Source organism: Segatella baroniae DSM 16972 = JCM 13447, assembly GCF_000426585.1.
Classification (GTDB): Bacteria; Bacteroidota; Bacteroidia; order Bacteroidales; family Bacteroidaceae; genus Prevotella; species Prevotella baroniae.
Map to the genome: position 1 here is coordinate 26,107 of NZ_AUFQ01000006.1, position 26,525 is coordinate 52,631.

The 26,525-nt window shown below is 59.4% G+C and carries 17 protein-coding genes; 8 read left to right on the forward strand and 9 right to left on the reverse strand.

The window, feature by feature from the left end:
* The first annotated feature begins 349 nt into the window (after positions 1–349).
* The 6 genes from K334_RS0106050 to K334_RS0106075 are packed head-to-tail and all read left to right on the forward strand — an operon-like array spanning position 350 to position 7,690.
* Positions 350–2,422 carry a GDSL-type esterase/lipase family protein gene (locus K334_RS0106050; protein WP_025880992.1) on the forward strand — a complete coding sequence of 691 codons (2,073 nt, stop codon included), beginning with the start codon at positions 350–352 and terminating at the stop codon, positions 2,420–2,422.
* Between the two features lie 35 nt (positions 2,423–2,457).
* Positions 2,458–3,504, forward strand: a complete 1,047-nt coding sequence (locus K334_RS0106055) for a hypothetical protein (RefSeq protein ID WP_025880991.1) — start codon at positions 2,458–2,460, stop codon at positions 3,502–3,504.
* A gap of 6 nt (positions 3,505–3,510) precedes the next feature.
* Positions 3,511–4,749: an MFS transporter gene (locus tag K334_RS0106060; protein ID WP_027444678.1), complete on the forward strand. Its 1,239-nt coding sequence runs from the start codon at positions 3,511–3,513 to the stop codon at positions 4,747–4,749.
* Between the two features lie 30 nt (positions 4,750–4,779).
* Positions 4,780–5,697, forward strand: coding sequence for a dihydrodipicolinate synthase family protein (locus K334_RS0106065; RefSeq protein WP_025880990.1), 918 nt, complete (start codon positions 4,780–4,782; stop codon positions 5,695–5,697).
* An 11-nt stretch (positions 5,698–5,708) separates the two neighbouring features.
* Positions 5,709–6,896 (forward strand): AGE family epimerase/isomerase, encoded by a 1,188-nt coding sequence (locus tag K334_RS0106070; RefSeq protein ID WP_404828090.1) that lies wholly within the window; start codon positions 5,709–5,711, stop codon positions 6,894–6,896.
* 14 nt (positions 6,897–6,910) lie between these two features.
* Positions 6,911–7,690: a creatininase family protein gene (locus K334_RS0106075; protein ID WP_025880989.1), complete on the forward strand. Its 780-nt coding sequence runs from the start codon at positions 6,911–6,913 to the stop codon at positions 7,688–7,690.
* Positions 7,691–7,961: 271 nt separating this feature from the next.
* On the opposite strand, the gene K334_RS0106080 is transcribed toward K334_RS0106075, so the two are convergent.
* Positions 7,962–9,275, reverse strand: coding sequence for a histidine acid phosphatase (locus K334_RS0106080; RefSeq protein ID WP_027444680.1), 1,314 nt, complete (start codon positions 9,273–9,275; stop codon positions 7,962–7,964).
* Between the two features lie 92 nt (positions 9,276–9,367).
* Positions 9,368–11,029 carry a nucleoside kinase gene (locus K334_RS0106085; RefSeq protein WP_025880985.1) on the reverse strand — a complete coding sequence of 554 codons (1,662 nt, stop codon included), beginning with the start codon at positions 11,027–11,029 and terminating at the stop codon, positions 9,368–9,370.
* An 89-nt stretch (positions 11,030–11,118) separates the two neighbouring features.
* Here K334_RS0106085 and K334_RS0106090 point away from each other — a divergent pair, with 89 nt between their 5' ends.
* On the forward strand, positions 11,119–12,828 hold the full coding sequence (locus K334_RS0106090) for a Na/Pi cotransporter family protein (RefSeq protein ID WP_021589642.1): 1,710 nt from the start codon (positions 11,119–11,121) through the stop codon (positions 12,826–12,828).
* A gap of 67 nt (positions 12,829–12,895) precedes the next feature.
* Complete coding sequence (gene trhA, locus K334_RS0106095; RefSeq protein WP_021589656.1) at positions 12,896–13,558, forward strand: PAQR family membrane homeostasis protein TrhA; 663 nt, start codon at positions 12,896–12,898, stop codon at positions 13,556–13,558.
* A gap of 456 nt (positions 13,559–14,014) precedes the next feature.
* On the opposite strand, the gene K334_RS0106100 is transcribed toward trhA, so the two are convergent.
* From K334_RS0106100 to K334_RS0106130, 7 genes are all read right to left on the reverse strand, one after another.
* Positions 14,015–14,695, reverse strand: coding sequence for a B3/B4 domain-containing protein (locus tag K334_RS0106100; protein WP_027444681.1), 681 nt, complete (start codon positions 14,693–14,695; stop codon positions 14,015–14,017).
* Positions 14,696–14,898: 203 nt separating this feature from the next.
* On the reverse strand, positions 14,899–16,944 hold the full coding sequence (locus tag K334_RS0106105) for a DUF5117 and DUF5118 domain-containing protein (RefSeq protein WP_238318993.1): 2,046 nt from the start codon (positions 16,942–16,944) through the stop codon (positions 14,899–14,901).
* On the reverse strand, positions 16,941–19,307 hold the full coding sequence (locus K334_RS0106110) for a zinc-dependent metalloprotease (protein WP_027444682.1): 2,367 nt from the start codon (positions 19,305–19,307) through the stop codon (positions 16,941–16,943). Before K334_RS0106110 ends, K334_RS0106105 begins: the two co-directional genes overlap by 4 nt.
* Before the next feature lie 9 nt (positions 19,308–19,316).
* A complete protein-coding gene (locus tag K334_RS0106115; RefSeq protein WP_025880981.1) occupies positions 19,317–20,951 on the reverse strand; it encodes a PKD-like family lipoprotein in 1,635 nt (544 codons plus the stop codon).
* 16 nt (positions 20,952–20,967) lie between these two features.
* On the reverse strand, positions 20,968–21,648 hold the full coding sequence (locus tag K334_RS0106120; protein WP_027444683.1) for a DUF4843 domain-containing protein: 681 nt from the start codon (positions 21,646–21,648) through the stop codon (positions 20,968–20,970).
* A 7-nt stretch (positions 21,649–21,655) separates the two neighbouring features.
* Positions 21,656–23,176, reverse strand: coding sequence for a RagB/SusD family nutrient uptake outer membrane protein (locus K334_RS0106125; protein ID WP_025880980.1), 1,521 nt, complete (start codon positions 23,174–23,176; stop codon positions 21,656–21,658).
* Between the two features lie 16 nt (positions 23,177–23,192).
* Positions 23,193–26,294, reverse strand: coding sequence for a SusC/RagA family TonB-linked outer membrane protein (locus tag K334_RS0106130; RefSeq protein WP_025880979.1), 3,102 nt, complete (start codon positions 26,292–26,294; stop codon positions 23,193–23,195).
* Positions 26,295–26,525: the final 231 nt, after the last annotated feature.

Genomic DNA, 26,525 nt, shown 5'->3' on the forward strand with positions numbered 1-26,525 from the left:
AGCTTTTACAAGCTCAAAGGGCAGCTCCGGCAACGCCAAAGCATCGCCCTTGCAGAAGCATCGGCCGACGGCCGCGCACGACGGGCCCGCAACGACACTTTCGACAGCCACGCGCCGTGCCGCGCGCGATGTGCCCTTCCTCCCCACAAAGGGGCCATTTATCTAAATAAAACCACCTTTCAGGCTTGAGTTTTTCACCTTTTCAGCTTACCAAAGCTTGTATTATTAAAATATTTAATTAAATATCTTGTTTTATCTAAAACATTTTGTTACTTCAATTGCTTTGTATTATATTTGCAAAAGTTGGCATATCAGAACCTAAACCTCTATCAGTTTGAGCCAAAAAGAAATGAAACATCTTGTTCTCTTCACCTATCTTTTGTTCATGTCAGCCCTCGGTCAGGCGGCCGGAAAAATCAAAGTGGCCTGCGTCGGCAACAGCGTGACCTACGGCTACGGCATTCCCGACCGGGAACGGAAGTGCTATCCCTCCGTCTTGCAGCAGCGGCTGGGGGCCGGCTATGAAGTGAAGAACTTCGGCCACTCGGGCACCACGCTCCTCAACCAGGGCCACTGGCCCTACCGCGAGCAGACGGAATACCGCGACGCGCTGGCCTTCAAGGCCGACCTCGTGGTCATCCACCTGGGGCTGAACGACACCGACCCGCGCAACTGGCCCAACTACAACAGCCTCTTCGACAAGGATTATCAGCAGCTCATCGGCAGTTTCAGGGCGGCAAACCCCAACGCCAAGATATGGATTTGCCTGATGTCGCCCATCTTCGACCGCCATCTGCGCTTCCAAAGCGGCACCCGCGACTGGCATGCCGCCATCCAACGGCACATCCAAAGGATAGCCCGCACCAACGCAACGGGCCTCATCGACCTGCACACCCCTTTGTATGAACGGCCCGACTTGTTTGCCGACGCCATCCATCCCAATGCCGAAGGCGCCGGAATCATCGCCCAAACGGTGTATGCCGCCATCACCGGCGATTACGGCGGACTGCGTCTGCCGCCCCTATATGGTGACGGCATGGTGATGCAACGCCGTCAACCGCTCGTCTTCCGCGGCACGGCCAACGCCGGAGAGAAGGTCGACGTGGCCTTCAACGGCCGCCGACAGACCGCCACGACCGGCCCTGACGGCCGATGGGAGACGGCCTTTCCGGCCATGAAGGCGGGCGGCCCCTACGAAGCCCGGATAGCCACGAAAAGCAAAAAGCGCAACATTCGCGACATATATATAGGTGAAGTATGGCTCTGTTCGGGCCAGTCGAACATGGAGCTGCCCGTCCGTGCCACGACAAGTGCCGACGACGACCTGGCCCAGGCGGGCCGGCAGCAGCGCCTGCGCCTGTTCAACATGCCCACGCTGTACCCCACCGACGCCGTGGAATGGCCGCGGGAGACGCTCGATTCGGTCAATCGGTTGAAGCTCCTGCAGCTCGGTCCGTGGCGGAAAGCCGACCGGGAGAGCGTCGAGGGCTTCTCTTCCATCGCCTATCACTTCGGCCGCACGCTGGCCGACAGCCTGCGCATACCCGTCGGTATCATTTGCAATGCCGTGGGTGGCACCACCACCGAGTCGTGGATAGACCGCCGGACGCTCGAATGGGACTTCCCCGTCATCCTCCGCGACTGGTACGACAGCGACTTCGGACAGGCGTGGGCACGCGGACGGGCCTTGCTCAACATCGCCAACGCCGACTCCTTCGCCATCCAACGCCACCCCTATGAACCCGCATACATGTTCGAGGCGGGCATGCTTCCGCTGCGGGGCTATGACGTCAAGGGCGTGGCCTGGTACCAAGGGGAGTCCAACGCGCACAACATGGAGCTGCACGAACGCCTCTTCCGCCTGCTCCAAAAGAGCTGGCGGGGCTTCTTCCACCAGCCCGACATGCCTTTCCTCTTTGTTCAGTTGTCAGGTCTCAACCGCCCGTCGTGGCCCGAGTTCCGCAATTCGCAACGCCGCTTGGCCGTCGAAATGCCCCATACGTGGATGACGGTGTCGATGGACATGGGCGACTCACTCGACGTCCACTACCGCAACAAGCGGCCCGTGGGCGAGCGGTTGGCCCGCCAGGCCCTCGGCCATGTCTACGGACACGCGCTCATTTGTGAAAGTCCCACCTGCACGAAAGCCGTCGGCGAAGGTCGGGAAGTGCGGCTCTCGTTCGACAACGCCGTCGGTCTGAAGGCGCAAGGCACAAGTCTCATCGGTTTTGAAGTGGCCGGAGAAGACGGCGTCTACCATGCGGCAGCGGCGCGCGTGACGGGGAACGACGTGACACTGAGCAGTCCGCAGGTGGCCCGTCCCGCCTTCGTGCGCTACGGCTGGCAGCCCTATTCGCGCGCCAACCTTGTCAATGCGGCCGGACTTCCGTGCAGCACATTCGTCAAGGAGATAGCCCCATGAAGCATATCAAGTTAATTCTATTTATCTGTATCGTCATGAATGAATTCACAAACGGGCCGCAGGCGTTCGCCGGGGCCTGGCAACTGCAGACCATCGAGCGGGTCTTCGGCTTCCCGACGAACGAACCCGGCATTGAAAAAGGAGTATCAGCATGCTTTGCCGGAACCGCCGGCAACAGCCTGGTGATGGCCGGCGGCTGCAACTTCCCCGACACGCCGGCGGCCGAAGGTGGCAGGAAACGCTACTACCAAGGTATCTATGCCGCAGAAGTCACGGACAACAATCAGCTCGACTGGAGGCTTGTAGGCCGCTTGCCGCAGCCCTGTGCCTACGGCGTCAGCATTCAACTGGAGGACGGAATCCTCTGCGTGGGCGGCAACAATGCCGACCGGAGCTTTGCCGAAGCCTACAAAATCAGCCTCGAAGACGGCCGGGCCGTCGTCACACCATACCCCGCCCTGCCGGTGGCCATGGACAACTTCACGGGTTGCCGCTGCGCCAACACGGCGACGGTGAGCGACGGGCACCGCCTCTACACACTCGACCTGGCCCGGCCCGAACAAGGATGGAGCGAAGCGCCGGCCCACCATGACGAGAAACTGGGCCAGCCCGTCAGCGGCAGTATCGACGGAACGTTCTGCCTGTGGGGCGGCTGCACCGCCAAGACGGCGGAGCGGCTGAGCCGACTCAACATGCCGGGACGGAGCTTCGGCAACCCTTCCGCCACGCTGCCGCCGCCCACCGACACCGTCGGCACGGAAATCTATCTCGGCGGGGCGGCAGCCCTGAACCTGTCGGAAGACGCCATCGTCATCGTCGGAGGGGTGAACAAGGACGTCTTTCTCGACGCGGTGAACAACCCCAAGCCCGGCTACATGACGCACGCCGTGGAGTGGTATCGGTTCAATCCCTACATCTGCATCTTCCAAGAGGGCCGCTGGCACATCGCCGGCAGGAACCAAGTGGGGGCGCGCGCCGGTGCTGCGCTGGCCAAGCAAGGCAACGCCGTCTACATCATCGGCGGCGAACTGAAGCCCGGTATACGCACCCCCGAAATCTATCGACTCAACTTCAACCGCTAAATCTCTATGAAACTGATTGACAAGAAATCATATCCCTGGCTCGTCGTGGCCCTCTTGTGGATCGTAGCCCTGCTCAACTACATGGACCGCCAAATGCTTTCGACGATGCAGGAGTCCATGAAGGCCGACATCCAAGAACTGAATCAAGCCGAGGCTTTCGGCGCGCTGATGGCCGTATTCCTGTGGATCTACGGACTGGTGTCGCCCTTCGCCGGCCTCGTGGCCGACCGCGTGAGCCGCAAGTGGCTCGTCATCGGCAGCCTCTTCGTGTGGTCGGCCGTCACGCTGGCCATGGGTTTCGCCACCAGCTTCGACCAACTGTATTACCTGCGTGGGATCATGGGCGTGAGCGAAGCCCTCTACATCCCCTCGGCCCTGTCGCTCCTGGCCGACTGGCACGAAGGCAAGAGCCGCTCACTGGCCATCGGCATTCACATGACGGGTATCTACGTGGGCCAGGCCGTAGGCGGCTTCGGGGCCGTGGTGGCCGCCATGCTCTCGTGGAAGACCACCTTCCACTGGTTCGGTATCATCGGAATAGCCTACTCTCTGGTGCTGATAGCCCTGCTGCATGAGAAGGCCGGCCACGCCGCGAAGCCCTCCACGCAAGATCAAAAGCCCGGGGCGGGCGGACTGCTGCAGAGCTTCGGCGTCGTATTGTCCAACTGGGCGTTCTGGACCATCCTCTTCTTCTTCGCCGTTCCCAGCCTTCCGGGATGGGCAACGAAGAACTGGCTGCCGACGTTGTTCGCCAGCAACCTGGGCATACCCATGGAAAGTGCCGGTCCGCTCTCCACAATCACCATCGCCGCCTCGTCGTTCATCGGCGTCATCTTCGGCGGTTACCTGTCCGACAAGTGGGTGCGGCACAACCTCAAGGGCCGCGTCTACACCAGTGCCATCGGCCTGGGCCTCACCATTCCGGCCCTCGTGCTGCTGGGCTACGGCCACAGTCTGCCGGCCATCGTGGGCGCGGGACTGCTCTTCGGCATAGGCTTCGGCATGTTCGACGCCAACAACATGCCCATCCTCTGCCAGTTCATCTCCTCCAAATACAGGGCCACGGCCTACGGAATCATGAACATGACGGGCGTATTTGCCGGCGCCGCCGTCACGCAAGTGTTCGGAAAGTGGGCCGACGGCGGCAGTCTGGGCGCGGGATTCGCCCTCCTCGGCGGCATCGTCGCCCTGGCCTTGGTCGTTCAGCTGACCTTCCTGAAGCCCAAAACGGACAATATGGACTAACTCGCATACAACTTTTAAACGATAAACATTATGGAAAAGATTATCGGACTCATAGACGCGCCGTTCACACCGTTCCACGCCAACGGAGACGTCAACCTCGAACCTATCCCCGCCTACGCGGCCATGTTGCAGAAGAACGGGCTCAAAGGCGTATTCATCAATGGTTCTTCGGGCGAAGGCTACATGCTGACGACCGACGAACGCAAAGCTCTGGCCGAGAAATGGGTGAGCTGTGTGCCCGCCGGTTTCAAGGTAATCGTACACGTGGGCAGCTGTTGTCTGCGCGAAAGTGTCGAATTGGCCCGCCACGCCCAGCAGATCGGAGCGTGGGGTATCGGTTCGATGGCACCTCCGTTCCCGAAGATTGGTCGCATCGAAGAACTCGTGAAATACTGCGAACAGATTGCCGCAGCCGCGCCCGAGTTGCCCTTCTACTACTACCACATCCCCGCTTTCAACGGCGCTTTCCTGCCCATGCTCGACCTGTTGAAGGCTGTCGACGGCCGCATACCCAACTTCGCGGGTATCAAATACACCTTCGAGAGCCTGTATGAGTACAACCAGTGCCGCCTCTATGCCAACGGCAAGTACGACATGCTGCACGGACAAGACGAGACAATCTTGCCTTCGCTGGCGCAAGGAGGTGCCCAGGGCGGTATCGGAGGCACCACCAACTACAACGGCCGTGAGCTTGTGGCCATCATGGAAGCCTGGAAACGCGGCGACATAGAGGCCGCCCGAGACCACCAGAACTTCGCGCAGGAGGTCATCAACGTCATCTGCCACTTCCGGGGGAACATCGTCGGCGGCAAGCGCATCATGAAATTGATCGGCTTCGACTTGGGTCCCAACCGCGTACCGTTCCAAAATATGACCGAAGAAGAGGAGCAATGCATGAAAGCCGAGCTGGAAAGCATTCACTTCTTCGACCGCTGCAACCAATTCTAAAGACAAGTGTTATGATTGATACAAGAGCATATATCAGCAATTGGGCGGCCTCCTACAAGGACGACCTGACCCAGAACATCATGCCGTTCTGGATGAAGAACGGCCTCGACCGTGAGCATGGAGGCGTCTACACCTGCGTCAATCGCGACGGAACGCTCATGGACACCACCAAGTCGGTGTGGTTTCAGGGACGATTCGCCTTCGTCTGCGCCTACGCCTACAACAATGTAGAGAAGAACGAGGCATGGCTTCAGGCCGCCAAGTCCACCATCGACTTCATCGAAAAGTATTGTTTCGACAACGACGGACACATGTATTTCTCCGTAACGGCCGACGGACGCCCCCTGCGCAAGCGTCGCTATGTCTTCAGCGAGACCTTCGCCGCCATCGCCATGTCGGAATATGCGCTGGCCACGGGCGACATGCACTATGCCGAAAGGGCCATGCAGGTGTTCGAAGATACCCAGCGTTTCTTGGCCACACCGGGCTTCCTGGCCCCCAAGTTCGAGCCGGAGGTGCAGTTGCAGAGCCACTCCATCATCATGATTCTCATCAATGTGGGCAGCCGTTTGCGCGCCGTGGTGGACAATCCCAAACTAACGCTGCAGATCAACGACTCTATCGACAAGTTGCGTCGCTACTTCATGCACCCCGAATTCAAGGCTTTGCTCGAATGCGTAGGTCCTAACGGCGAGTTCGTCGATACCAATATGACCCGCGTTATCAACCCCGGTCATTGCATCGAGACCAGCTGGTTCCTCATGGAAGAGGCGCGCCAGCGCAACTGGGACAAAGACTTGATGGACACGGCCCTCACCATTTTCAACTGGTCATGGGACTGGGGATGGGACAAAGAGTACGGAGGCATCATCAATTTCCGCGACTGTCGCAACCTGCCTCCACAGGATTACTCGCAGGATATGAAATTCTGGTGGCCGCAGAGTGAGACCATCATCGCCTCGCTCTACGCTTATCTGGGCACGGGCGACGAAGAATACCTCTATCGTCACCGCCAAATCAGCGAGTGGACATACGCTCATTTCCCCGATAAGGAGTATGGTGAGTGGTACGGATACCTGCATCGCGACGGCACGGTGGCCCAACCGGCCAAGGGAAACCTCTTTAAAGGGCCTTTCCATATCCCACGCATGATGATCAAGTCGTTTACGTTGTGTAATGAAATACTTGAAAAGTTCTAAACGAAACCCATCGGATGGAACAACCGGAATATGATTTAATCATGGCCAACTATGGCATTACCCGGCAGCACAGCTACGATATCGTGCTGCTGCCGTGGGGTGCCACAGAGCCTCACAACCTGCATCTGCCTTATCTGACCGACTGTATTCTGTCGCACGACATCGCCGTCGACGCCGCCCGCGTGGCCTTCGAGCGTCACGGAGTCAGATGTATGGTGATGCCGCCCGTCACCATGGGCTCGCAGAATCCGGGACAACGCGACCTGCCTTTCTGCATTCATGCCTCCTACGACACCCAGCGTGCCATTCTCACCGATACCGTAGCGTCGCTCCGTCATCAGGGTTTTCGCAAACTGGTCATCGTCAATGGCCACGGCGGCAATAACTTCCGAAATATGACGCGCGACCTCTCGACGGTCTATCCCGACTTCTTCATCGCCTGCGGTGAGTGGTTTAAGATGGCGCCGGTGGCCGAATACTTCGACCAACCTGGCGATCATGCCGACGAAGTAGAGACATCTGTGATGATGCACTACCATCCCGAGTGGGTCAACCTGTCCGAAGCCGGCCCGGGCGAAGGCCACGGGTTTGGCGTCAAAGCCTTGCGACAAGGCAAGGTTTGGTTGCCTCGCCATTGGAATTTGGCATCGCCCGACGACACGGGTATCGGCAATCCGGCCCTTGCTACGGCCGAAAAGGGTAGGCGTTTTGCTGACGCCGTCGTAGCGGAATACGCCGACTTCCTGCGCGATTTCAAGCAGATTCGGCAACCGGAAGAGCTTTATGAAAGGTAAAAAGGTAAAAAAAGTAAAAAGGTAAAAGGGTAAAACGACCCCTTTTTCCTCCTTTTTACTTTTTAGAGAGTGTAAAACAAGCCGTGTCAGGTCGGTTCATGGGAGCATGGCCATGGTGTACTGCGCACTACCGCCAAGGCGGTAGTGGATGCAACAACTCGCGGCCGGCCGGCGCACCAAGCGTTTCCTGTCGCAAACTTGCATTTTTTCAGTCAATCGGACGGGCCGGCCGGCCGGAATAGCCAGGCTTGTCCGCCCCGTCCGATTGCTTTCAATTCTTCAGGCGAGCCTCTTCGGGGTCGTAGCTGTCGAGTTTCTTCTCGAAATAAGCCTTGAAGTCGCTCCAGCGATAGTAGGGCGCGATGTCGGTGGCGATGGGCAGCGTGGCCTCGTTCTCATTGCGCAGCACCTTGAAGATGACGTCGGCGGGGTCGCCGGGGTCGGTCCCCGTCTTGCGATAGAATATGAACTGGATGTTGCAGGCCATGGGGAAGATGTTGTAGTCGCACCACTTTTCCTGGTCGATTTTTTCGAGATCGTCGATCGACTTGCCCAGTCCGTCGAGGTCGAGGAGGCAGGTGAGCGGCATGACCATCGTGTCGTGGCCGTAGCGCAGCGTGGCGCCCGGATGGTCGAGGCGCAGGCAGCTGTCGGCCGTCGCGATGATGTTGCGCAGCAGGTTGCGCTGGCTGAAGGGCTGAATGCCGCCGCTGAGCGGACTGCCGCCGTAGGAGATGTACCACCAGGCGTTGTTGGTCTTCCAGTAGTTGTAGATTTCGGTGTCGTTGAAGAGCGGCCACAACGAGATGCTGTGGCGCAGTTCGGTGCTCTGCACGTTGCCCGCGTTCTTGATGAGCTTGCCGAACAGGTTGTTGGCGTCCACGTTCTTCTTCCAATACTCCTTGTCGTTGAAGAGTAGGTTCATCACGCGCTCAGGCTTGACATACTTCTTCTTGAAGGCCTGGAACGCCTTCCTGCTCTCCTCCCCCCGCCTGGACTGCAGCTTCTTGTCCTCCAGGTTCATGTAGTACATGTCGTGGTAGCTGGCGTCGTGCGCAATGTTCAGCTGCGGGTTGACCAGCAGCAGCTGGTGCAGGGCGTTCTCCATGGAGAGGATGCAGCGGATGACCACCGTACTCTTGGCGTCGATGTTGGTCGGACCGGCGAATACTTCGGGGAAGTTGTGGGCCATGCGCAGCGCGATTCCCTTGTGCTGCTCGGCTCCACGCTGCGTGAGTTCGCCGTAACGGCCCTTCGCCGCGTCGGCCAGCAGCTCCATCTTGCGCAGCACGTCCTTGCCCGTGGCCGTCAGCTTGCCTGCCTTGTCGGCCTCCTGCAGCACGCCGACCGGCTCGGTGTAGTCTTTCGGGTTGATGAGCCAGCGCGAACCGTGGCGTCCGTAGTGGCTTATATAATAAGGTGTATAGCCTTCGGGCGCGGGGGTGAGCTGCTTCGTGGGTCCGGGATAGGCCCAATAGCTGTCGGCCGCCATGTCGCGGTTGTTCTTGAAGTCCTGTTTCGGGTTCTGGGCAAACAGCGTTGCCGCGCAGGCCAGGGCCAGCGAGAATGATAAGAGTTTTTTCATTGTGATTGGGTTATTGAGTGATTGAATGATTCTGAAGGATGGGCATGACGGAAACAAGGGTCCTCATGCCTCTTGCCGGGCTTGCAGAAACCCTAATACTTGAAGGAACTGCCGCCCAGGAACTCGCGCAACAGGCTGGTGGGCGGCAAGTCCTTGTAGGGCAACGGCTTGAAATGGCGCAGGAACTTGAGCAGCCGATAGGCCTCGCTATACTCCTCGCAGTTCTCCGGAACCTGCTGGAGCAGCGGCTCGGCCTGCGTCTTGATGACCGCCAACTCGTAGAGCATGGCCGAGTTGAACATGGCGTCGGCGTTCTCCTGATAGGGGAAGATCCACTTGTTCTCGCCAGCACGGACGCTGGGCCAGCGGCGGATGATTTCCCGGGCGTCCACACCACGATACTTATAGTCGCGGATGATGCGCCGCAGAAGGCGGTTGTCGGTAGTAGGGATGTAGTTGTGGTCGTCGAGGAGGATGGTGGTGAGCGCCGAAGCGTAGACCCGGAACTTCCGCGACTCGGGTATCCGCGCCGTCAGTTCGGGGTTGAGCGCGTGGATTCCCTCCACGACGAGCACGTTGTTGTCGGCCATGCGGAGCCGCCGGCCGCCCTTCTCGCTCCGTCCCGTCTGGAAGTTGTACTTCGGGAGCTGCACCTCCTCGCCGCGGAAGAGGGCCTGGAACTGGCGGTTGATGAGTTCCAGGTCGAGTGCGTATATGCTTTCGTAGTCGTAGTCGCCCTTTTCGTCCTTCGGTGTCAGCTCCCTGTCGACGAAATAGTCGTCGAGCGAAATCTGCAACGGCCTGACGCCGCAGGCCAGGAGCTGGATGGAGAGCCGCTTGCACGTGGTGGTCTTGCCCGAAGAGGACGGTCCCGCCAGCAGCACGAGCTTCACCTCGGGGCGCGAAGCGATCTGCTCGGCGATGGAAGCAATCTTCTTCTCCTGCAAGGCCTCGCTCACGTTGATGATGTCGGTGGCATGTCCGCCCGCCACCGCTTCGTTGAAGTCGCCCACGGTGCGCAGTCCGAGGATGCGTTGCCAGGCGTGGTGCTCCTTGAAGATGTCGAACATCTTGTCCTGCCGCGTCATCTCAGGCAGCACGCCGGGGTCGGCGATCGAGGGAATGCGCAGCAGCAACCCGTCGTAATAAGGCTCCAGACCGAAGAGGTAGAGCTGCGACGTGTTGGTGAGCAATGCCCCGTAGAAGTAGTCCACGTAGTCGTCGATTTGATAATAGGTGGTGTAGAGCGCGCCGGAGCCGGCGAGCAACTTCGCCTTCGCCTCGTCGCCTTTCTCCCGGAACATGGCCAGGGCCTCCTCCGTCAGCACCTCATGTCGGCGGACGGGCATGCGGGCGTCGACAATCTGCCGCATGCGCCGGCGGATGCGGTCGACGTCGGCCGGGGTGACGGCATGGTCGAGCTTCAAGTCCACGTAGTAGCCGTTCGACACGGGGATGTCGATGACCACCTTGGCGCTGCGGTACAGATCATGGACAGCCTTGCAGAGCACGAAGAAAAGCGTGCGGGTGTAGTTGCGCAAGCCCGAGCCCGACCGCATGTCGAGAAACTCCACCGTCTTGTTCCGGTACAGACGATAGTGCATGCCCTCCACCTTGTTGTTCACCTTGGCACAGATGGGGCCGTAAGGCATATTGAGATTAAATTCCCGGAAAGCGTCAGAAAGTGAACTTCCAATCGCTATGTTTAGAGTTTTTTTGTTATTTTTGCAACAGATTTGTATTACTTGTTTCATTCGTGTTGTCCGATTAAAAGCTCATAGAGTTAGATGAATGTAAAGTTAGTAATAATTATCGACTTGTTGATTAGTAATTAGATAAAAATATGTCGATTTGGATTTTTTTTAAACTTATTGGTGCGCTGGCCCTCTTGATGTTCGGTATGAAGTCGATGAGCGACAGTCTCCAGAAGATGGCAGGGCCGCAGTTGCGACACATTTTGGGCGCCATGACCACGAACCGCTTCACCGGTATTCTCACAGGAACCTTCATCACGGCAGCCGTTCAGTCGTCAACAGCCACGACGGTGATGACCGTCAGTTTCGTCAACGCAGGCCTGTTGACCCTCGTTCAGGCCATTTCGGTCATCATGGGGGCCAACATCGGAACCACTTTCACGGCCTGGATCATGAGCGCCGGTTTCTCTTTCAACATTACCGATTTCGTCTGGCCGGCTTTTTTCATCGGTATTATCCTTATCTATTCCAAAAAACGCAAACTTATCGGCGATTTCCTCTTCGGCATTTCTTTCATGTTTCTGGGCTTGGGCACGCTGCGCCAGGCCGGTATCGACATGGACTTGGCCCACAATCAGCCCGTGCTCGACTTCTTCGCTTCGTTCGATCCCAACAGTTTCGTCACCACCATCGTGTTCCTGCTCATCGGCAGCGTGCTGACGATGTGCGTACAGAGCTCGGCCGCCATCATGGCCATCACGATGATTCTGTGCTCCACGGGCGTGCTGCCCATCTATCAGGGAATCGCGCTGGTGATGGGTGAGAACATCGGCACCACCGTGACATCCAACCTGGCCGCGCTGACGGCCAACACGCAAGCTCGCCGGGCTGCCCTGGCCCACATGTTCTTCAACGTTTTCGGCGTGCTGTGGGTGCTCATCATCTTCAAACCGTTCATCAACATGGTGTGCGGATGGGTGGGCTACGACGTGGACATGGCCAAGGACGCCCCCGGTTTCCTGGCCAACGCGGCCAAGCTGAGTTTCGTGCTGGCAGCCTTCCACACGTCGTTCAACGTGGCCAACACCTGCATCCTGGTGGGATTCATCCGCTGGATCGAGAAGTTCGTGTGCTGGGCCATCAAGCCCAAGGCCAACAAAGACGAAGAAGACTTCCGGCTGCGTTTCATTCAGACCGGTATCATGAAGACGCCCGAGCTCTCCGTACTTGAGGCACAGAAAGAAATCGGCAGCTTCGGTGAGCGCATACAGCGCATGTTCGGCATGGTGATGGAACTGCTGGTGACGAAAGACGACGCGGCTTTTGTCAAACTCTTCACCCGTATCGAGAAGTATGAGAATATCAGCGACAACATGGAAATAGAGATTGCCAAGTATCTGGATCAGGTGAGCAATGCTCATCTGAGCGACGAGACGAAAGGCAAAATCAGGGCCATGCTGCGCGAAATCAGTGAGATAGAGAGCATAGGCGACAGCTGCTACAACCTGGCGCGCACCATCAACCGCCTCCACGCGGGCAAGGAGGACTTCACCGCCGAGCAGTATGAGCACATCCACCAGATGTTCGGACTCACCAACGACGCCCTGACGCACATGAACGTGATGTTCGTCAAGAGCCGCGACGTCCTCGACGCCAACGCCTCGTTCAACATTGAGAACGAAATCAACAACTATCGCAATCAACTGAAGACCCAGAATATCAGCGACGTCAACGACCACCGCTACACCTATGCCAGCGGAACGATGTACATGGACATCATCAGCGAGTGCGAGAAACTGGGCGACTACGTGGTCAACGTGGTGGAGGCGCGCCTGGGCACCCGCCAGCGCGAGGCCTGAACGCCCGCCGCAAAATAAAGAACCCCATCTCTTTGCACTTCCGTTTCTTTGCCGTAACTTTGGCCGCATGAAACAGCGGATACATTTCAGTCATCGCGAAGAACTGTGGAACGCCTGGAGTCACGCCTGCGGAATCCTCATCGGCGTCGTGGCCGGAGCCATCTTCCTTTACATGTGCTTCACCCACGGCAACGGCTGGGCCACCGCAGGCGTGATTCTTTATCTCTTCGGCATGCTCATGTCCTACATAGCCTCCACCTTCTACCACGCCCTTTCGGCCTGGAGCAAGTGGAAGGAGCGGCTGCGACGGTGGGACCACGCCGCCATCTACTGGCACATCGCCGGCAGCTATTCGCCCATCACGCTCGTCGCGCTGCGCGACCAGGGCCTCTGGGGCTGGAGCCTGTTCGTCTTCGTATGGCTCTGCGCCGCCGTAGGAACGGTGATGAGCTTCGTCAATCTCAAGGAACACAGCAACCTCGAAACGTCCTGCTTCGTGGGAATGGGCCTCAGTGTGCTCGTGGCCTTCAAGCCCCTGGCCGCCGTCCTGGCCACCTCCGACCTCCTCTGGATCGTGGCCGAAGGCGTCTGCTACATCACCGGCGCCGTGTTCTACAGCATCAACAGGCGCAAGTACATGCACACCGTGTTCCATTTCTTCGTCCTGGCGGGCAGCATCTGCCACATCATCGCCGTCTGGGGAATCCTGGTGGGCAAGTTGACGGGGTGATGGATTTGCCATGGCAGGGTGATGGATATTCCATGGCGGGCTGCTGGATGTTTGATGACAGGCTGTTGGTTTTTCCATGACTGGCTACTGGATATTCTGTGACGAGCTGCTGGATATTCCATGGCAAGCTGTTGGTTTTTCCATGACAGGCTGCTGGCTGACAAGTAGTAAGTCACAGCCTCGCAGGTGATGAAGCCGGAGGCTTCACCGCTCGATAACCCCGGGTCACCGCTGCGACAGCAGCGTGACTCGGGGTGTCTGCATGGCGAGAAATCGACCCTGGAAGGGTCGCCCAAAGGGAGCATGCGGCAGTGGGCGACCCCGCCGGGGTCGATAGATGAGGGGCGGGCACATCCCCCAGTCAGCCTGCGGCATGACTGGGGGTTACAAAAGAGGTGAAGCCTCCGGCTTCATCACTCCTCCGCCGCATGACGAAGAAAAACAGTGATGACTTCATCACTCCTCCCTCGCATGACGAAGAAACACGGAGACGGTGCCGTCGCAGCCGCCATACTTGCCCAGAAGCTCGCGGATGTAGTCGGCGGTGGCCTGCACTTGCGCCCCGTCGCCGTCGTAGCCGTTGACGAGCACGAGCAGATGGCGGGTGGAAAGGTCTATCTTCGTGCGCTCGTGGTCGCTCGTCGGCGTGCCCACCCCACCCTCGGCGTCGCGGTAGACGGGCAGCCCCTCGATGTTGAGGAGGCCCCGCCCGATTCCCTCATACGGCTCATCCCTGCGGCCGACGCCCAGCGTGAGCGTGTCGCCACGGAACTTGTCGGCGTCGAAACCGCCAATGCTGTAGCCCGAGACCATGCTCGCCAGGTTGATGATGTCCACCAGCGTGTTCACCTGATACAACCCCTTGCCCTGCAAGATGCGGCGGACGAGCGCCTCACCCGACGGGCGGTAGCGCGAAGGGTCCTTGCCGCAGGCCCGGTAGACGCGGCGGGTGGCCGCAATGCTGCCGATGTCCTTGAGCGTCTCGGTGGTGAGCGACGCCTTGAACCGCGCCTCCCGCTCCTCGATTTCGCCCCACAACGCCTCGCTGTAGGGCGTGTTCTCCACCTGCGCCTCGACGCAGCCACACACGAAATCGGGGCACACCGCCTTGATTTCGTCAGACAGAATAATCTTCATCATCGTTTTCTCGTTTTCCATTTGATTGACAACGGCATTGCAAAAGCGAGCCTTTGACCATGCGAAAGGCCCCCTTTCACCGTCCAAAAGCAGGCCTTTCATAGAACAACGGCGGCCCTTCCGCCACGCCCTTTTTAGCTTTTTTACTCTTTTACCTTTTTACCTTTCCCTTGTGCTTTTTACCCTTTTACCTTTTTACTTTTTTACCTTTCCACCTTTCTACACATTAGTTCGTACATGTCGCGGACGGCGGGCTGTGTATGCGTGCGGCTGAGGGCCTGCAACTGCCGGTGCAAGGTCTGCAGTTCGCGCTCCAGGCACAGGCGCACAGCGGGGTCGGTCGTTGTCCGAAGGGCTTCGAGCCACGCCTGCACGCACAGATACTGCATGTCGAGCTGCACGTAGGTGGCCGGCGCGGCGGGGTCGAAGCCGTTGAACAGCCCCCGCCACAGGTCGGCGAAGAAGTCGGAGTCGCCATAGCCGCCCACCTCCAACGCCTGACGGCGCAACGCCGCTATCGTCTTCTCGCCCAACAACTGTCCGAACAGCGTGTTCAGTTGCGGATAGAGCACCTTGTTCCGGTCTTCCAGCAGGTTGGCCTTCACGTAGTCGCAGTCCACTTGCTGCCGCGGGTGAAAGAGATAGGCGTCCAAGTGGGCCATCGCCTGTCGTTGTGCCCGCCCCGGCAGTGGGCCTCCGATGCGGTCGACCAACTGCTTCAGATACGCAGCATACAGCCCGATGGCCTTGCGATACAGCACGGACAGCGCGTGGCCTTGGTCTTGCGGCCGGCGACCGTGGTACACGATGCGGTCGAGACGGGGCAGAACGCGCAGCAGATTCTCCAAGCCTCGGGCAACGTCGGCCGGCGGTTCGGGCACGTCGCGCAACCATTTGCGTAGTTGTTCGCGCCGCGCGTAGCAATCCTTGCCCCTGGTGGGCGCGTAACCGAAGGCGATGGCGCGCACGTCGGCCTCCTCTATCGCCGGCGAAAGGCCCGCCGAAGCAACCCCGTCGGCCGTCGGCCGGTCGGCAAGTCCCAGCAGGCGACCCACCGCCCGCGTCACCTCACGCTGCAACAGTTCGGCTTCCACCACCTTGGAGAAGCGGTCTGTCGTGACGCGCGCGTCGTCGGCACCCCACCGCAGCAGATAGTCGTCCATGCGGTCGCGCAGGAATCCATGCCCAATATTGAGCCGCGCCGACAGGATTTCACCCGTGCGGGGATGGGCGGTGAGCGTCTCCTTCACGCCCGGCAGCCGCAGGTCGTAGGCTATCAACGCCCGTTGCTCTGCGGCGACGCAGCCCTTCGGCAGTTCGGCCACCTGCAAAGCCCCACGCATCCCCGTCTTGCGGAAGGCCTCGTTCCAGGCCAATACGCCTCGCTTCACGGCCATGAAATGCTCCTTCGGAAAGAGCGTGTCGACATAGAAGACAAGCGGACGCGACAAGTCCCAGTGCAGAATCAACGAGTCGCGCACCATGCCGTAGGGGTTTTGGGCGTAGTCTTTGAAGCCAATCGACCGATAATGTGCCCGCGGGTCGGCCAGGCGTATCGGGTCTTCTTTGAGCGGCAGCAGGCGCATCACGCAGGTGACGTCGAGCGGCACGCTGCCTTCGGGCAGCAGGATGAGCGAACTGGAGAAGCGGTTCTGCTCGCCTTCAAAACCGTGATGGCGGCGGATGGTGAACGACACGCCCTCCTTGAACGGATGGACGCGCGTGAGGCGCGACAGGTCGGGCGTCAGCGAGCGGATGAAGGGGTAACTGTAGCGAAACCATCCGTCGCCGTTGAGCAGCTGTTCCGTCACCTCGATGACGGCTCCCTGCCGTGGCGAATAGGTCACGACGGGGTAGGCCGTGCCATCGCCTTGCCTGTTCGACAGGTCAAACGACCTGCGGTAGGCGGGCCGTTCGCCCAGCATGCGCTCCTCATAAAAAGGTTGTTGGAAACAAATCGTGCGGCTGTCGGGCGCAAGGACGCGCACCACGCCCAAGCCTTCGGCGGGTCGCGACAGCAGGTCGAAGCCACGGTCTATCTGCGCCCCGATGGCGATTTCGCGTCCGACGCAGGCTTTCGGGATTTCGACGAACACGCGGTTGCCCGACGTATAAACGGGAAACACGCCGTCGACGCAGGTCATATCCGGGGTGAAAAACTGCTTGAAGTCTTGCAAAGGCTCCTGTGCCTGCCCGCGGGCAATCAGCCCCAGCCAGACCAGCAGCACGATGGTGAATCGCTGTATCATGGTTCTTTCGTTTCTTGTGGTTGCTCATACGGAATCCGCCGCACGAGCGTTTCTATCCGTCTTCGGTTCTCGGAATCGGCCAATTGCCGGCAAAGGGCCTCGCCGTCGGCCCTGATCAGTCGCAGCGAGCACACGACCGCTGTCAACAACCGCGACGAGACGGGGCGCCCGGGACTGTCCGCCAGGCGCAACAGGCCGTCTATATACAGGCTCTGTGCCCGAAGGGTCAGCGCATCCGTAGGCTCGACACGCCGCCACTCGTCCACCAAACTCCGGCGAAGGGTGTCCAGGAATGCCTCGGGCGTCAGCATGTCATCGGCCGCGTCGGCCGCCGCGGCCACCCTGCGGAGGGCCTCCAGCAGGTCGTCCATGAGCGGGCCGTAGAGCTGTTCAAACTCCGTCGTGGCGTCGATGTCCAGCGGTTGGGTCAGCCTCGGGTTGAAAAGCCACTGAGGCGGGCGCGTGACATACGTGGCGATGAACGCCAGCGCACGACAGTTGTAAGCCTCTTTCTCGGGCAGGAACACCGCCGTGGCGCTGTCCGCAACCGCCCGCTTGCCGCCCAGATGGCTGTAGACGTGGCGCACCCAGACCTGGAATTGCTCCACCATGGCCCGGTAGCGGTCGCGCATCACGCAGCGGCCGACCTGGTCGGCGGGCTTCCAGAGCGTGCTGTCGGCGCAGAGCCGTTTCATGTTCTCGATTCCCTGAGCGTTGACGGCCACATGGTCGTCGCCCAAGTCCTCGGCTTGTGCCCGCACGTCAAGCCCACCACCGAAGCGCAACAGGGCGTCGGCCTGCTCCCACCTGTTCCATTCCTCACGGTTGCGTTGCCGCTCTTCGGCGTTCTTGCCGGGGAACAATCGGTAGCCCCAGGCAATGGCCCAACGGTCGTATTCGCCCAGGCGTGCACGGCGGTTGGACAGCTGCACGCGGTCGGAAGGACGCAGGGCATAGTTGCAGCGCACGTAGTCCATGATGGAAGAGGTTATGCCGTGGCGGTTCAGGAAGGCCTCGTCGCGCAGCTGATTGATTGAGAAATGCGAGCTGGCCAGGAAGTTGTGTTCCAGTCCGAGCGTGTGTCCTATCTCGTGGGTGAGCACCATCTTGAGGAGTTCGCGCTGGATGGAGTCGGGCAGAAGCACAGCCCTGGCCGCGGGGTCGTTGGCCCCGCACTGCACGAAATACCATTTCTGCAACAGGTTCAGCACACTGCTGAAGATGGCGACGTGGGCCATGGAAATCTCGCCCGAGCGCGGTTCGCAGGGCGTCGGGCCGTAGGCGTTCTCCATGGGAGATATCTTCCACGAAATGAAAGGATAGGTGGCGTCGTAGAGACAGGCGGCAGCGGTGGAGTCGGAAGGCAGCAGGCGGGCGTCGATGGCATTCTTGAAACCAGCCTTCTCGAACGCCGGACGCCAGTCGCGCACCGCCTCGATGACGCAATCGACGTATTTTGCGGGCATGTTCGGGTCGATGTGGAAGACAATCGGCTTGACCGGCTCCACCAGTTCGCCCCGTTCGTAGCGCGCACGGTCCTCCGGCCGCACCTCCAGCCGCCAGCGTTTGATGAACGACTTGCGGCGGGGCGGTTCGTCGCCGTCGAAATATTCCTTGCCGAGCGTGAAGTAGGCTCCCGAGTTGGCGGCTATCGGTTCGAGGCTTCGGGCCGGCAGCAGTCCGATGAAAAGGCCGGTCTCCCACGTGCCTTCGTAGGAAACGGCAGCCGACTGGCCCCGCCGTGGCGACGGAGCGTTGGCGTAGGTGCGCGCTATCCGCAGCAGCAGACGGTCGTCGAAGCCCTCGACGGAGCGTATCTCGTCCTTGCCACGCACGCGCATGCCTAATTGGAGGTCGAAGGAAACAATGTCGAGCGTGAACAACGGGAAGTTCGTCAGCAGGTCGCCGACCTCGATCAGGCTGCCCGACGGGCCGCGGGCCTGGATGGGAAGGACCTTGTAGAGCCGCTCACGCTCGCTCTGTCGGGCTATCCTGGCATAGGTTCCGGCCGTGTCGGTCATCATGCGCTCGTGCGGCGGATCCATCAACCAGAGTTCGTTTCCGCACTTGCGGAAGCGGAAGAAGACCGGCCCGACCATGTCGCCGGCATAGCCGAACTTCTTCTCCGCGCCGCGGTCGGGGCGTGCGGGGGTCTCAATGAGCGTAGTCATGACGACAAATTCCCGTCCGACGAGCGAGTCGGGCACCTCCCAATAGAGATGTCCGCCACTGCGATAGGTGGTAAACATCCCGGGGATGACACGCACTTCGGCCTTGTCCTTGAAGAAATCGGCGACACGTTGGGCACCCGCTTCCACACAGGCAAGGGCGAAGCACGCCAAAAACAGCAGTCTTCCGTTCATCGACCGCCCCTATTCGTAGTTGTAGGTGATGTCGACAATCTTGCCGAAGGCCTGCGCCGCGTCCTTGTAGACGCACACCCCATTGTCGCGAACCACGTCGCCGGCGGGCGTCAGCCGCAGCTCGACCACGAATCCCTTGTCGCCGGCGTTCACGCCAATGCCCAAGGTCGTGCCCAGGTCGTCGCTCTTTTCGGGGTTCTTGAACTTCAGACAGCTGACGGAAGCCCCTGCCGACTCGTCGTAATGGTAGATTTCGTTGACGCGCTGTCGGTCGAGGTCGATGCGATAGACCTTCGCCCCGGCGGCCATGAAGATGAAATTGTTGGTGTAGGCGTAGGAGGCGGCGAAGCGGGCGACGGCCGGATCGACGCCGTCGGGCAGGTCGACGGTGAACCGGGCGGCGCAGAACGGCTCCTCGCTGCGGCAGCTGAACTTGAAGACCGTCAGCCGGTTGCCACCGGCTGGGGCCGCAATGGCATAGACGTTGTTGCCGAACGAGCCGCCGCAGACGATGTCCTTCACGTCCAGGTCGGTAGCGATGTGGTCGGGGTCGAACACGTTTTCATAGGTTCCTCTTTGCCCGACAGGTTTCAATCGTGTGGGACTGTCGCTCCACGGACGGCCGTAGCGGCGCATGAACACAGAGTTCCGTGGCTTGCCCATGAAGTCGCCGGTGGACAGGGACGACAATTTCAAGAAGCGGTGGTTGGCCTTGTCGAAGAAGTAGGACACGTTCTTGCCCGAGCCGAAGGCCGAGATGGACGGGAAGTTGTCGCCCTCCTTCAGCGAATAGGGTATGCAGGCACAGTCCATGTAGGCGAAGAAAGCCTTGCCGTCGTTGACGAACAACTCGCCGTGACGGTCCATCTTGTACTGCTGCAGCTGGATGGACTTGCCCTGGGCGATGGGCTCGAAGAGAATCTTCTCACCCGGATACTTCACCGTGATGGTGCTGGGCTCGAGGAGCGCGACGTCCTGCGAGGTGGCAATCACCAAGGCGGGCTTCAGCGTGAAGCCGAAGAAGCCGAAGAGACTGGCGGCATCCTTGTTGCCATACTCCTTGCGGGCGGACAGGGCCAGCGGCTTGCCCGCCAGGGGGAAGGCCGCGTTCTGCTCCGACTTGAACACGTCGGGATAGAGATAGAAGCCGTCCGGCGTGCCCTCGACGGCCCCCAACAGGCCCTTCTCGTCCTTCTCCTGAAGCACGAACCAGCATGGATTGAAAGGCTTGATGATGTTCACCTGCCCCTTCTTGTACCATGTGGTGCCGTCGGTCTTGTCGGTCACCACCAGCAGCAAACCGACGTTTTCGGTCTGGAAAGGTTCGATGGTGAGCTTGCACTCCTTGCCCGTTGAGAAGGCCTGGTAGTCGCTCATGCGGTCTGACCCGGCCTTGGCGTCCTCCTTGGTGACGAGCCATTGGAAGCTCAGGTTGGCTTCCTGCTTCGCCAAAGTCTGGTCGATGGTGGGCGTAATCGTCACCTCCACGGGGTCTGTCTTGGGCATGCGCACCCGCGTTTCGGGGATGGTGATGGTCACCGTGTTGACGTCGTGGTAGTCGTAATTGCCCTTGTCTTCGTAGCAACCCGCCAGCGCGAACACCACACCGACGGCTGCCGCTATCTTTAGCATGTGTCTTTTCATCTTCATTTCCTCCTTTTTACTCGTCAAACTTGATTTCCTTGCCATTCTCATCCATGATCGGCGCGTTGCCGGCCGCCTTGTACTGCTTGTAGGCTTCGGCCACTTTCGCGGGGGCGTCGTCGCCCATCTTGGCGTAGACACAGCCGCAGACATCCATCATGAACTTGTATTTGGCGTCGCTGTATTCCTGCCACGTCCACTCTTCCCAGCCGTCGGGCCTGAGCCGCCAGCGCACGTTGAGCGGCATGACGTGCTGCTCTATCTTGCCCTTGTCGAACTGATGGAGCGGATTGCCCAGGTCGAATTCGAGGCTGCAACCGTAGGAACGCGTGCCGGGCTTGAGCTGCGGACAGGCAATCTTGTAGTAGAACGTCTGGCAGACGGTGTCGAGGGCCGTGTAGGCGTAGCTCTTTTCGAGTTCGACGGCGATGACATTCTCGTATTGTTCGTTCTTCACCGCCTTCACGCAGAAGCTCCGCCGCTCCTTCAGCAGGTCGCCCTGAATCCTGACGGTGAAGCTGTCGAGGATGAAGGCCGTCTTCGCCACATAGTCGGTGTCGACAAACTCGCGAATGCGCTGCCTGGTTTCGAAGTTGATGCGCGGCGTCTGGTCATACACTTCTATCTCTTTCTCCTGGCAGGCGGTGTAGAGTCCGCAGGACAATACACCTATTATGATATATATCAATCGTTTCATAGTGGGCTTATTTCGTGTTGTTTCCAAAAATAGACTCGGCATCCGGCAACGGAATCTGGTATTGCTTGGCCGTCATTTCCTTGACGCCACAGCCGCGATAGGTCGTGAACGCGTGCGCCTTGAGGAAGTAGAAGAGCTGTCCTTCGCCGAAATACTCCTTGCGATACTCCTTCATCAGTTCGTTGACGCGCTTCGTCTGCGCGGGACTTTCCGTCGAAGTGGCGTCCGGTTGGTCGTAGCCGGCGGCCTTGATTTCGTCGCTGTAGGAGATACCGCGGGCGAAACGCACGGCGTTCAGGGCTTCCAGGCTACGCGCCTGATTGCTTTCGCACTCGGCAACGATGTAGTACATCTCCGGCAGGCGAATCAGAGGAACGGCCTTCTCGCCGCTGTAGTCGGACGTATTCCTCAACGGTTTCTGGTTGTATTTGCGGCAGAAGGCGTAGGCGCTGCCGCCGTTTCCGCTGACCTCGAACATCTCCGGATTCTTCCGCCAGTCGGTATTGCCGGCCGCTTCGGCCTCGTAGAAGTAGTTGAAGTTGGCCTCGCTCGTGGCGAAATGATACTGCTCGTTGGTGTTCTCCATGTTCATATAGTTGCCGTCGAGCAGCGTGGAGAGTTCGTCCACGTAGATACCGAACACCTGTTCGCCGTAGCGCACCGAGTTGTAGTTGGCCGCCGTCTGCGCGTTGTAGAGCGTGAAGACCTTGTTGGCGGCGATGACGTCGCGCGCGTACTGCACGGCCTTGGCCCTACTCTCCGCGTCGCCCTTGTAACAGTAGACCCTTGCCAGCATGGCCTTCACGGCATAGAGGTTCATGCGAAACTCCCTGCTGACGAGAAACTTGTTCTTCTGGTCGTATTCCGTGTCATACTGGTTGGTGAAGAAGTCGAGAGGGTCGTTCTTTCCCAGCAGTTGCTCGGCCTCGTTCAGGTCCTTCAGCACGGCCTCCACCACCTGGTTGGCCGGCAATACGGGCGTGGCGTCGCGGTCGTAGGTGACGCGGTAGGGGATGGCCGGGGCCGTGGGATTGTCCTTGTAGACCGGTCCGAAGAGGCGCAAGAGGTCGAAATGCAGGAAAGCCCGCATGCCGAGAGCCTCGCCCTTCATGATTTCGTAGTAGCGTTCGGTCTGCAGCACGTCGCGCTTCTTGTCCAGATAAGCCAGCAGGTTGTTGACATTGGCGATGACGTTGTACATCTCCGAGCAGATGGCGTCCTTCTTCTGCATGAAGCGGTTGTTGTAGTCGAAGACGAAACTCTGGTCGTAGAGCTGCGCCTCGTTGTGTCCGGGATAGGACGAATACAGGCCGGCGAGTTCGTCGAGATAGGCGTAGGTGAGGTCACCGGCATACAGGGTGGTGGTGCCCAGCTTCAGATAGACTCCCGTGAGGGCGTCCTTGAACCCCTCCTCCGTCCGGAACTGCTTGTCCATCGGGATGGAAGTCTTGGAGTCTACGTCCAGCCAATCGTTGCAGGAGCTGAGTCCCAACGCTGCCACCATGAAGAATATATAGAATCGTTTCATAGAAATGTGTCACTCGTTAAAAACCAACATTCAGGGAAAAAATAAACTGTCGCGAGAAAGGATAGCTCAAACCGCGCTCCCGTTTGACGGAAGACCAGTAGAAGAAGTCCTCCATGTTGAAGGCCACCTTGGCCGAACTCAGGCCCAGCTGCTTGATGAACTTCATGTTCTTGCGGTCCATGCGGTAGTAGACGGAGAGCGAACTGCCTTGCAGCACGTTCTCGTCCATGATGAAACGGGACGTAGCCTTCGTGCCCGAACCGCCGTAGTAGAGGCTTCGGAACTGCGCCTTGTCGCCCGGACGCATCCACCGCAGCTGCGTCACGCGGCGGTCGACATTGTATTTCAGGTTGGCGTTCTCCACCTTGTCAAGCAGCGTCTGGTTGTAGACCTGGCCGCCGAAGCGATACATCAGGCTGACGTCGGTGCCCCAGCCCATGTAGGTGAACGACGTGTTGATGTGTCCCTGCCACGTGGGTTCGGTGTTTCCGATGGGCACCACGTCCTTGGCGTCCCAGTTGACGGCACTCGTCATCTCGCCGTTGCGCTTCAGCAGAATCTCGTCGCCCGACGCCGGGTCGATACCCAGCGAGCGGACAACCCATATCCGGTTGACCGACTGGCCCTCCTCGTAGCGCGGCAGCGGCGCGTCCTTTAGGTTGCCGGCGTTCACTTCGTTGATGTGGCGCATGGCTTCGGATATCTTCAGCAGCTTGTCCGTGTTGTGCGAACCGTTCAAGGTGACCGTCCAGTAGGCCTGCTTGGCTGTGTTGCGGTAGGGGATGGCCGACAAAGTGATTTCCCAACCCTTGTTTTCGAGCTTGCCGATGTTCTCCGGATACTGCGCGAAACCGATTGAGGGAGCCAGGCTCACCTGCGTGATCATGTTGTCGGTCACCTTCCGGTAGTACTCGATTCGTGTGGTCAGGCGATGGTCGAGCAGCCCCAGTTCGAGTCCGAAGTTGAGGTTTCGCGTGGTCTGCCACTTGAGTTTCTCGTTGTGCATGGCCAGAATCTCTGAGCCGGTGGCGTCGGACGAGCGGTAGGGGCGCAGCAGATTGGCGTAGGTGTAGTAGCCGTGGGCCTGGTAGGGATTGAAGCCCTGCGAGCCCGTCGTGCCGTAGGTGCCGCGCAGGATGAGGTCGGAGACGAACGAAACGTCCTTCAGGAACGACTCCTTCTTCATGTCCCAGCGCAGTCCCGTCGACCAGAAGGGCGCCCAACGGTTGTCCTTTCCGAACTCGGAAGAGCCGTCGAGGCGGACGTTGAAGTCGACGGAATACTTGTATTGGTAGGAATAGCCGCCGGCCATGACCCACCCGATGCTGCGGCTGGTGCTCTCCAGTCCGCTCACTTTCTCGTTATACTTGCGTCCGAACAGCAGGTTGTCCATGTAGTCGTTGGGGAATCCCGTCACGTAGTTGCCGTAGCTGTCGGACGTACTCTCCTGGACGCTCATGCGGGCGTTGGCCGTGAGGTAGTGGTCCTTGAGCTGTTTGTTCCAACTTCCGGTCAGGTCGAAGCCCCACTTGACGGCTTCGCTCTGGCTGCGGCGGTAGTCGCCGCGCAGCGTGGGGTCGGGTTGGTTGTCGAACGCCGTGTGCTGCGCCGGGCGGAAGATGTCTCGGTGGCCCACACTCTTCGACAGCGAGAACGCGCCTTCCAACCGCAGGTCGTCCGTCACGTAGTATTCCACGCGGAAAAGCTCCCTCACGGTGAAGTTCTTGCTCTGGTCCTTGCTGTGGAACGTGGTGTTGTACATCGGATTCAGGTAGTTGGCATTGCCGCCCAAGTCCTCAAAATTGTCGAGATACTTCGGTATCTCGCCGTTCTTTCCGTAGGCGCGGAGGTAGGGATTCAGGCGGGTGTATTCGCTGAAGCTGCCCCACGGCGTCTCGTCGGCCGTGGAGTTGTCGAGCGTAATGCTGTTTTTCAGCAGCACTTTCTTGAGTCTGTACTGGAAGTCGAGCGACCCTGTCAGCACGTCGCGCCTGCTTCCTTTCATCACGCCGGGCGAATGGTTGTAGCCCACGTACATGCGGTAGCGCAGGGCCTCGTCGCCGCCTTCGAGGGTGGCGGTGTGGCGCTGCTGCAAGGAGGTCTGCAAGGGCTTGTCGAGCCAGTAGGTGTCGACACCCGCGAGCACTTCGCGCAGCTTCGACTGGTACAACTGCCACTTCTGCACGGTCTCTCCGCCGGCGGCATAGAGGCCGCTCTTGAGTTCGGCGTCGAGCTTCTCGCGCGCGTTCATTAAATTATATCCCGTGAGGTCGGGGTTCTCCACGCGCAACTCGCCGCCGTATGTCACCCAGATGCGGCCGGGCTTGGGCGTCTTGCTCTCGATGACGATGACGCCGTTGGCGGCCCGCGACCCGTAGATGGCGGTGGCGGCGGCGTCCTTCAGCAGCACGATCGAGGCCACACGGTCGGGGTCGAGGTCGGCCAAAGTCTGCACAGAAATCTCGAATCCGTCCATGATGAGCAGCGGCTGGTTGGCGTAGGTCTCGTATTCGCCTTGCACTTCGAGCACGCGGCTGCCCGCCGACAGGTCCATGTTGGCCCCGCCGCGCATCCGCATGTCGGGCAGGTTGTTGGGGTTGGAGCCCATATTGATGTTGTCCATCACGCGCAGTCCGGGGGCAACGGCCGACAGAGCCTTGGCGATGTTGGTGGTGCTGAACTTCTTGAGCTCGTCTCCCTTGATGGTGATGGCCGAACCGGTGAAGCCTTCCTTCTTGCGGTTGAACATACCGGTGACGACAAACTCGTCCAATGTCTTGGCGTCCGACTTCAGCCGGATGGTCATGGTGGCGCCGGCGGCGAGCACTTGCGGCTGCATGCCGACGTAGGAAACGCGCACCCGACTGCCCTGGGGCACGTTGCCGAACCTGAACCGTCCGTCGGCGTCGGTCACCGCCTTCAGCTCCGTCCCCTCAACGACGACGGAGGCGCCGATGACGGGCAGCCCGTCTTCGTCGGCCAACACCTGTCCCCGGACTTCGGAAATGACCTTTCCGTCGTTCACGGCAACGACACCTTGCGCCGCCCACGTCGGACAGAGGCAAAGGAACAGAAGCGTAAAGACAATGAAAATCTTTTGCGTTCGATGATTTTCCATAAGCAAAAATTATTATTTGAGTTGTTAGTTGGGATTGCTACTGTTGGGCAATGGAACAGGTTTGACGCGCACGTGGAGAAATCAACAATATCCGTCGCAGACCGATTTCAGCGTTTCCGTCGTCATCTCTATTTTGCAAATATACACATTTATTAATAGGAAACAAACTTCTGTTGTAAAATTTAAGTTAAATCACTGGTTAAAAAGTTAGCTAACGTAAACATTCGGTGT

Bases quoted from the DNA above. Each gene is read 5' to 3' on its own strand.
- K334_RS0106065 (WP_025880990.1), top strand. From the start codon at position 4,780: ATGGAAAAGATTATCGGACTCATAGACGCGCCGTTCACACCGTTCCAC.
- K334_RS0106055 (WP_025880991.1), top strand. From the start codon at position 2,458: ATGAATGAATTCACAAACGGGCCGCAGGCGTTCGCCGGGGCCTGGCAA.
- K334_RS0106090 (WP_021589642.1), top strand. From the start codon at position 11,119: ATGTCGATTTGGATTTTTTTTAAACTTATTGGTGCGCTGGCCCTCTTG.
- trhA (WP_021589656.1), top strand. From the start codon at position 12,896: ATGAAACAGCGGATACATTTCAGTCATCGCGAAGAACTGTGGAACGCC.
- K334_RS0106085 (WP_025880985.1), bottom strand. From the start codon at position 11,029: ATGAAACAAGTAATACAAATCTGTTGCAAAAATAACAAAAAAACTCTA.
- K334_RS0106070 (WP_404828090.1), top strand. From the start codon at position 5,709: ATGATTGATACAAGAGCATATATCAGCAATTGGGCGGCCTCCTACAAG.
- K334_RS0106125 (WP_025880980.1), bottom strand. From the start codon at position 23,176: ATGAAACGATTCTATATATTCTTCATGGTGGCAGCGTTGGGACTCAGC.
- K334_RS0106110 (WP_027444682.1), bottom strand. From the start codon at position 19,307: ATGAACGGAAGACTGCTGTTTTTGGCGTGCTTCGCCCTTGCCTGTGTG.
- K334_RS0106080 (WP_027444680.1), bottom strand. From the start codon at position 9,275: ATGAAAAAACTCTTATCATTCTCGCTGGCCCTGGCCTGCGCGGCAACG.
- K334_RS0106115 (WP_025880981.1), bottom strand. From the start codon at position 20,951: ATGAAAAGACACATGCTAAAGATAGCGGCAGCCGTCGGTGTGGTGTTC.
- K334_RS0106120 (WP_027444683.1), bottom strand. From the start codon at position 21,648: ATGAAACGATTGATATATATCATAATAGGTGTATTGTCCTGCGGACTC.
- K334_RS0106075 (WP_025880989.1), top strand. From the start codon at position 6,911: ATGGAACAACCGGAATATGATTTAATCATGGCCAACTATGGCATTACC.
- K334_RS0106050 (WP_025880992.1), top strand. From the start codon at position 350: ATGAAACATCTTGTTCTCTTCACCTATCTTTTGTTCATGTCAGCCCTC.
- K334_RS0106100 (WP_027444681.1), bottom strand. From the start codon at position 14,695: ATGAAGATTATTCTGTCTGACGAAATCAAGGCGGTGTGCCCCGATTTC.
- K334_RS0106105 (WP_238318993.1), bottom strand. From the start codon at position 16,944: ATGATACAGCGATTCACCATCGTGCTGCTGGTCTGGCTGGGGCTGATT.
- K334_RS0106130 (WP_025880979.1), bottom strand. From the start codon at position 26,294: ATGGAAAATCATCGAACGCAAAAGATTTTCATTGTCTTTACGCTTCTG.
- K334_RS0106060 (WP_027444678.1), top strand. From the start codon at position 3,511: ATGAAACTGATTGACAAGAAATCATATCCCTGGCTCGTCGTGGCCCTC.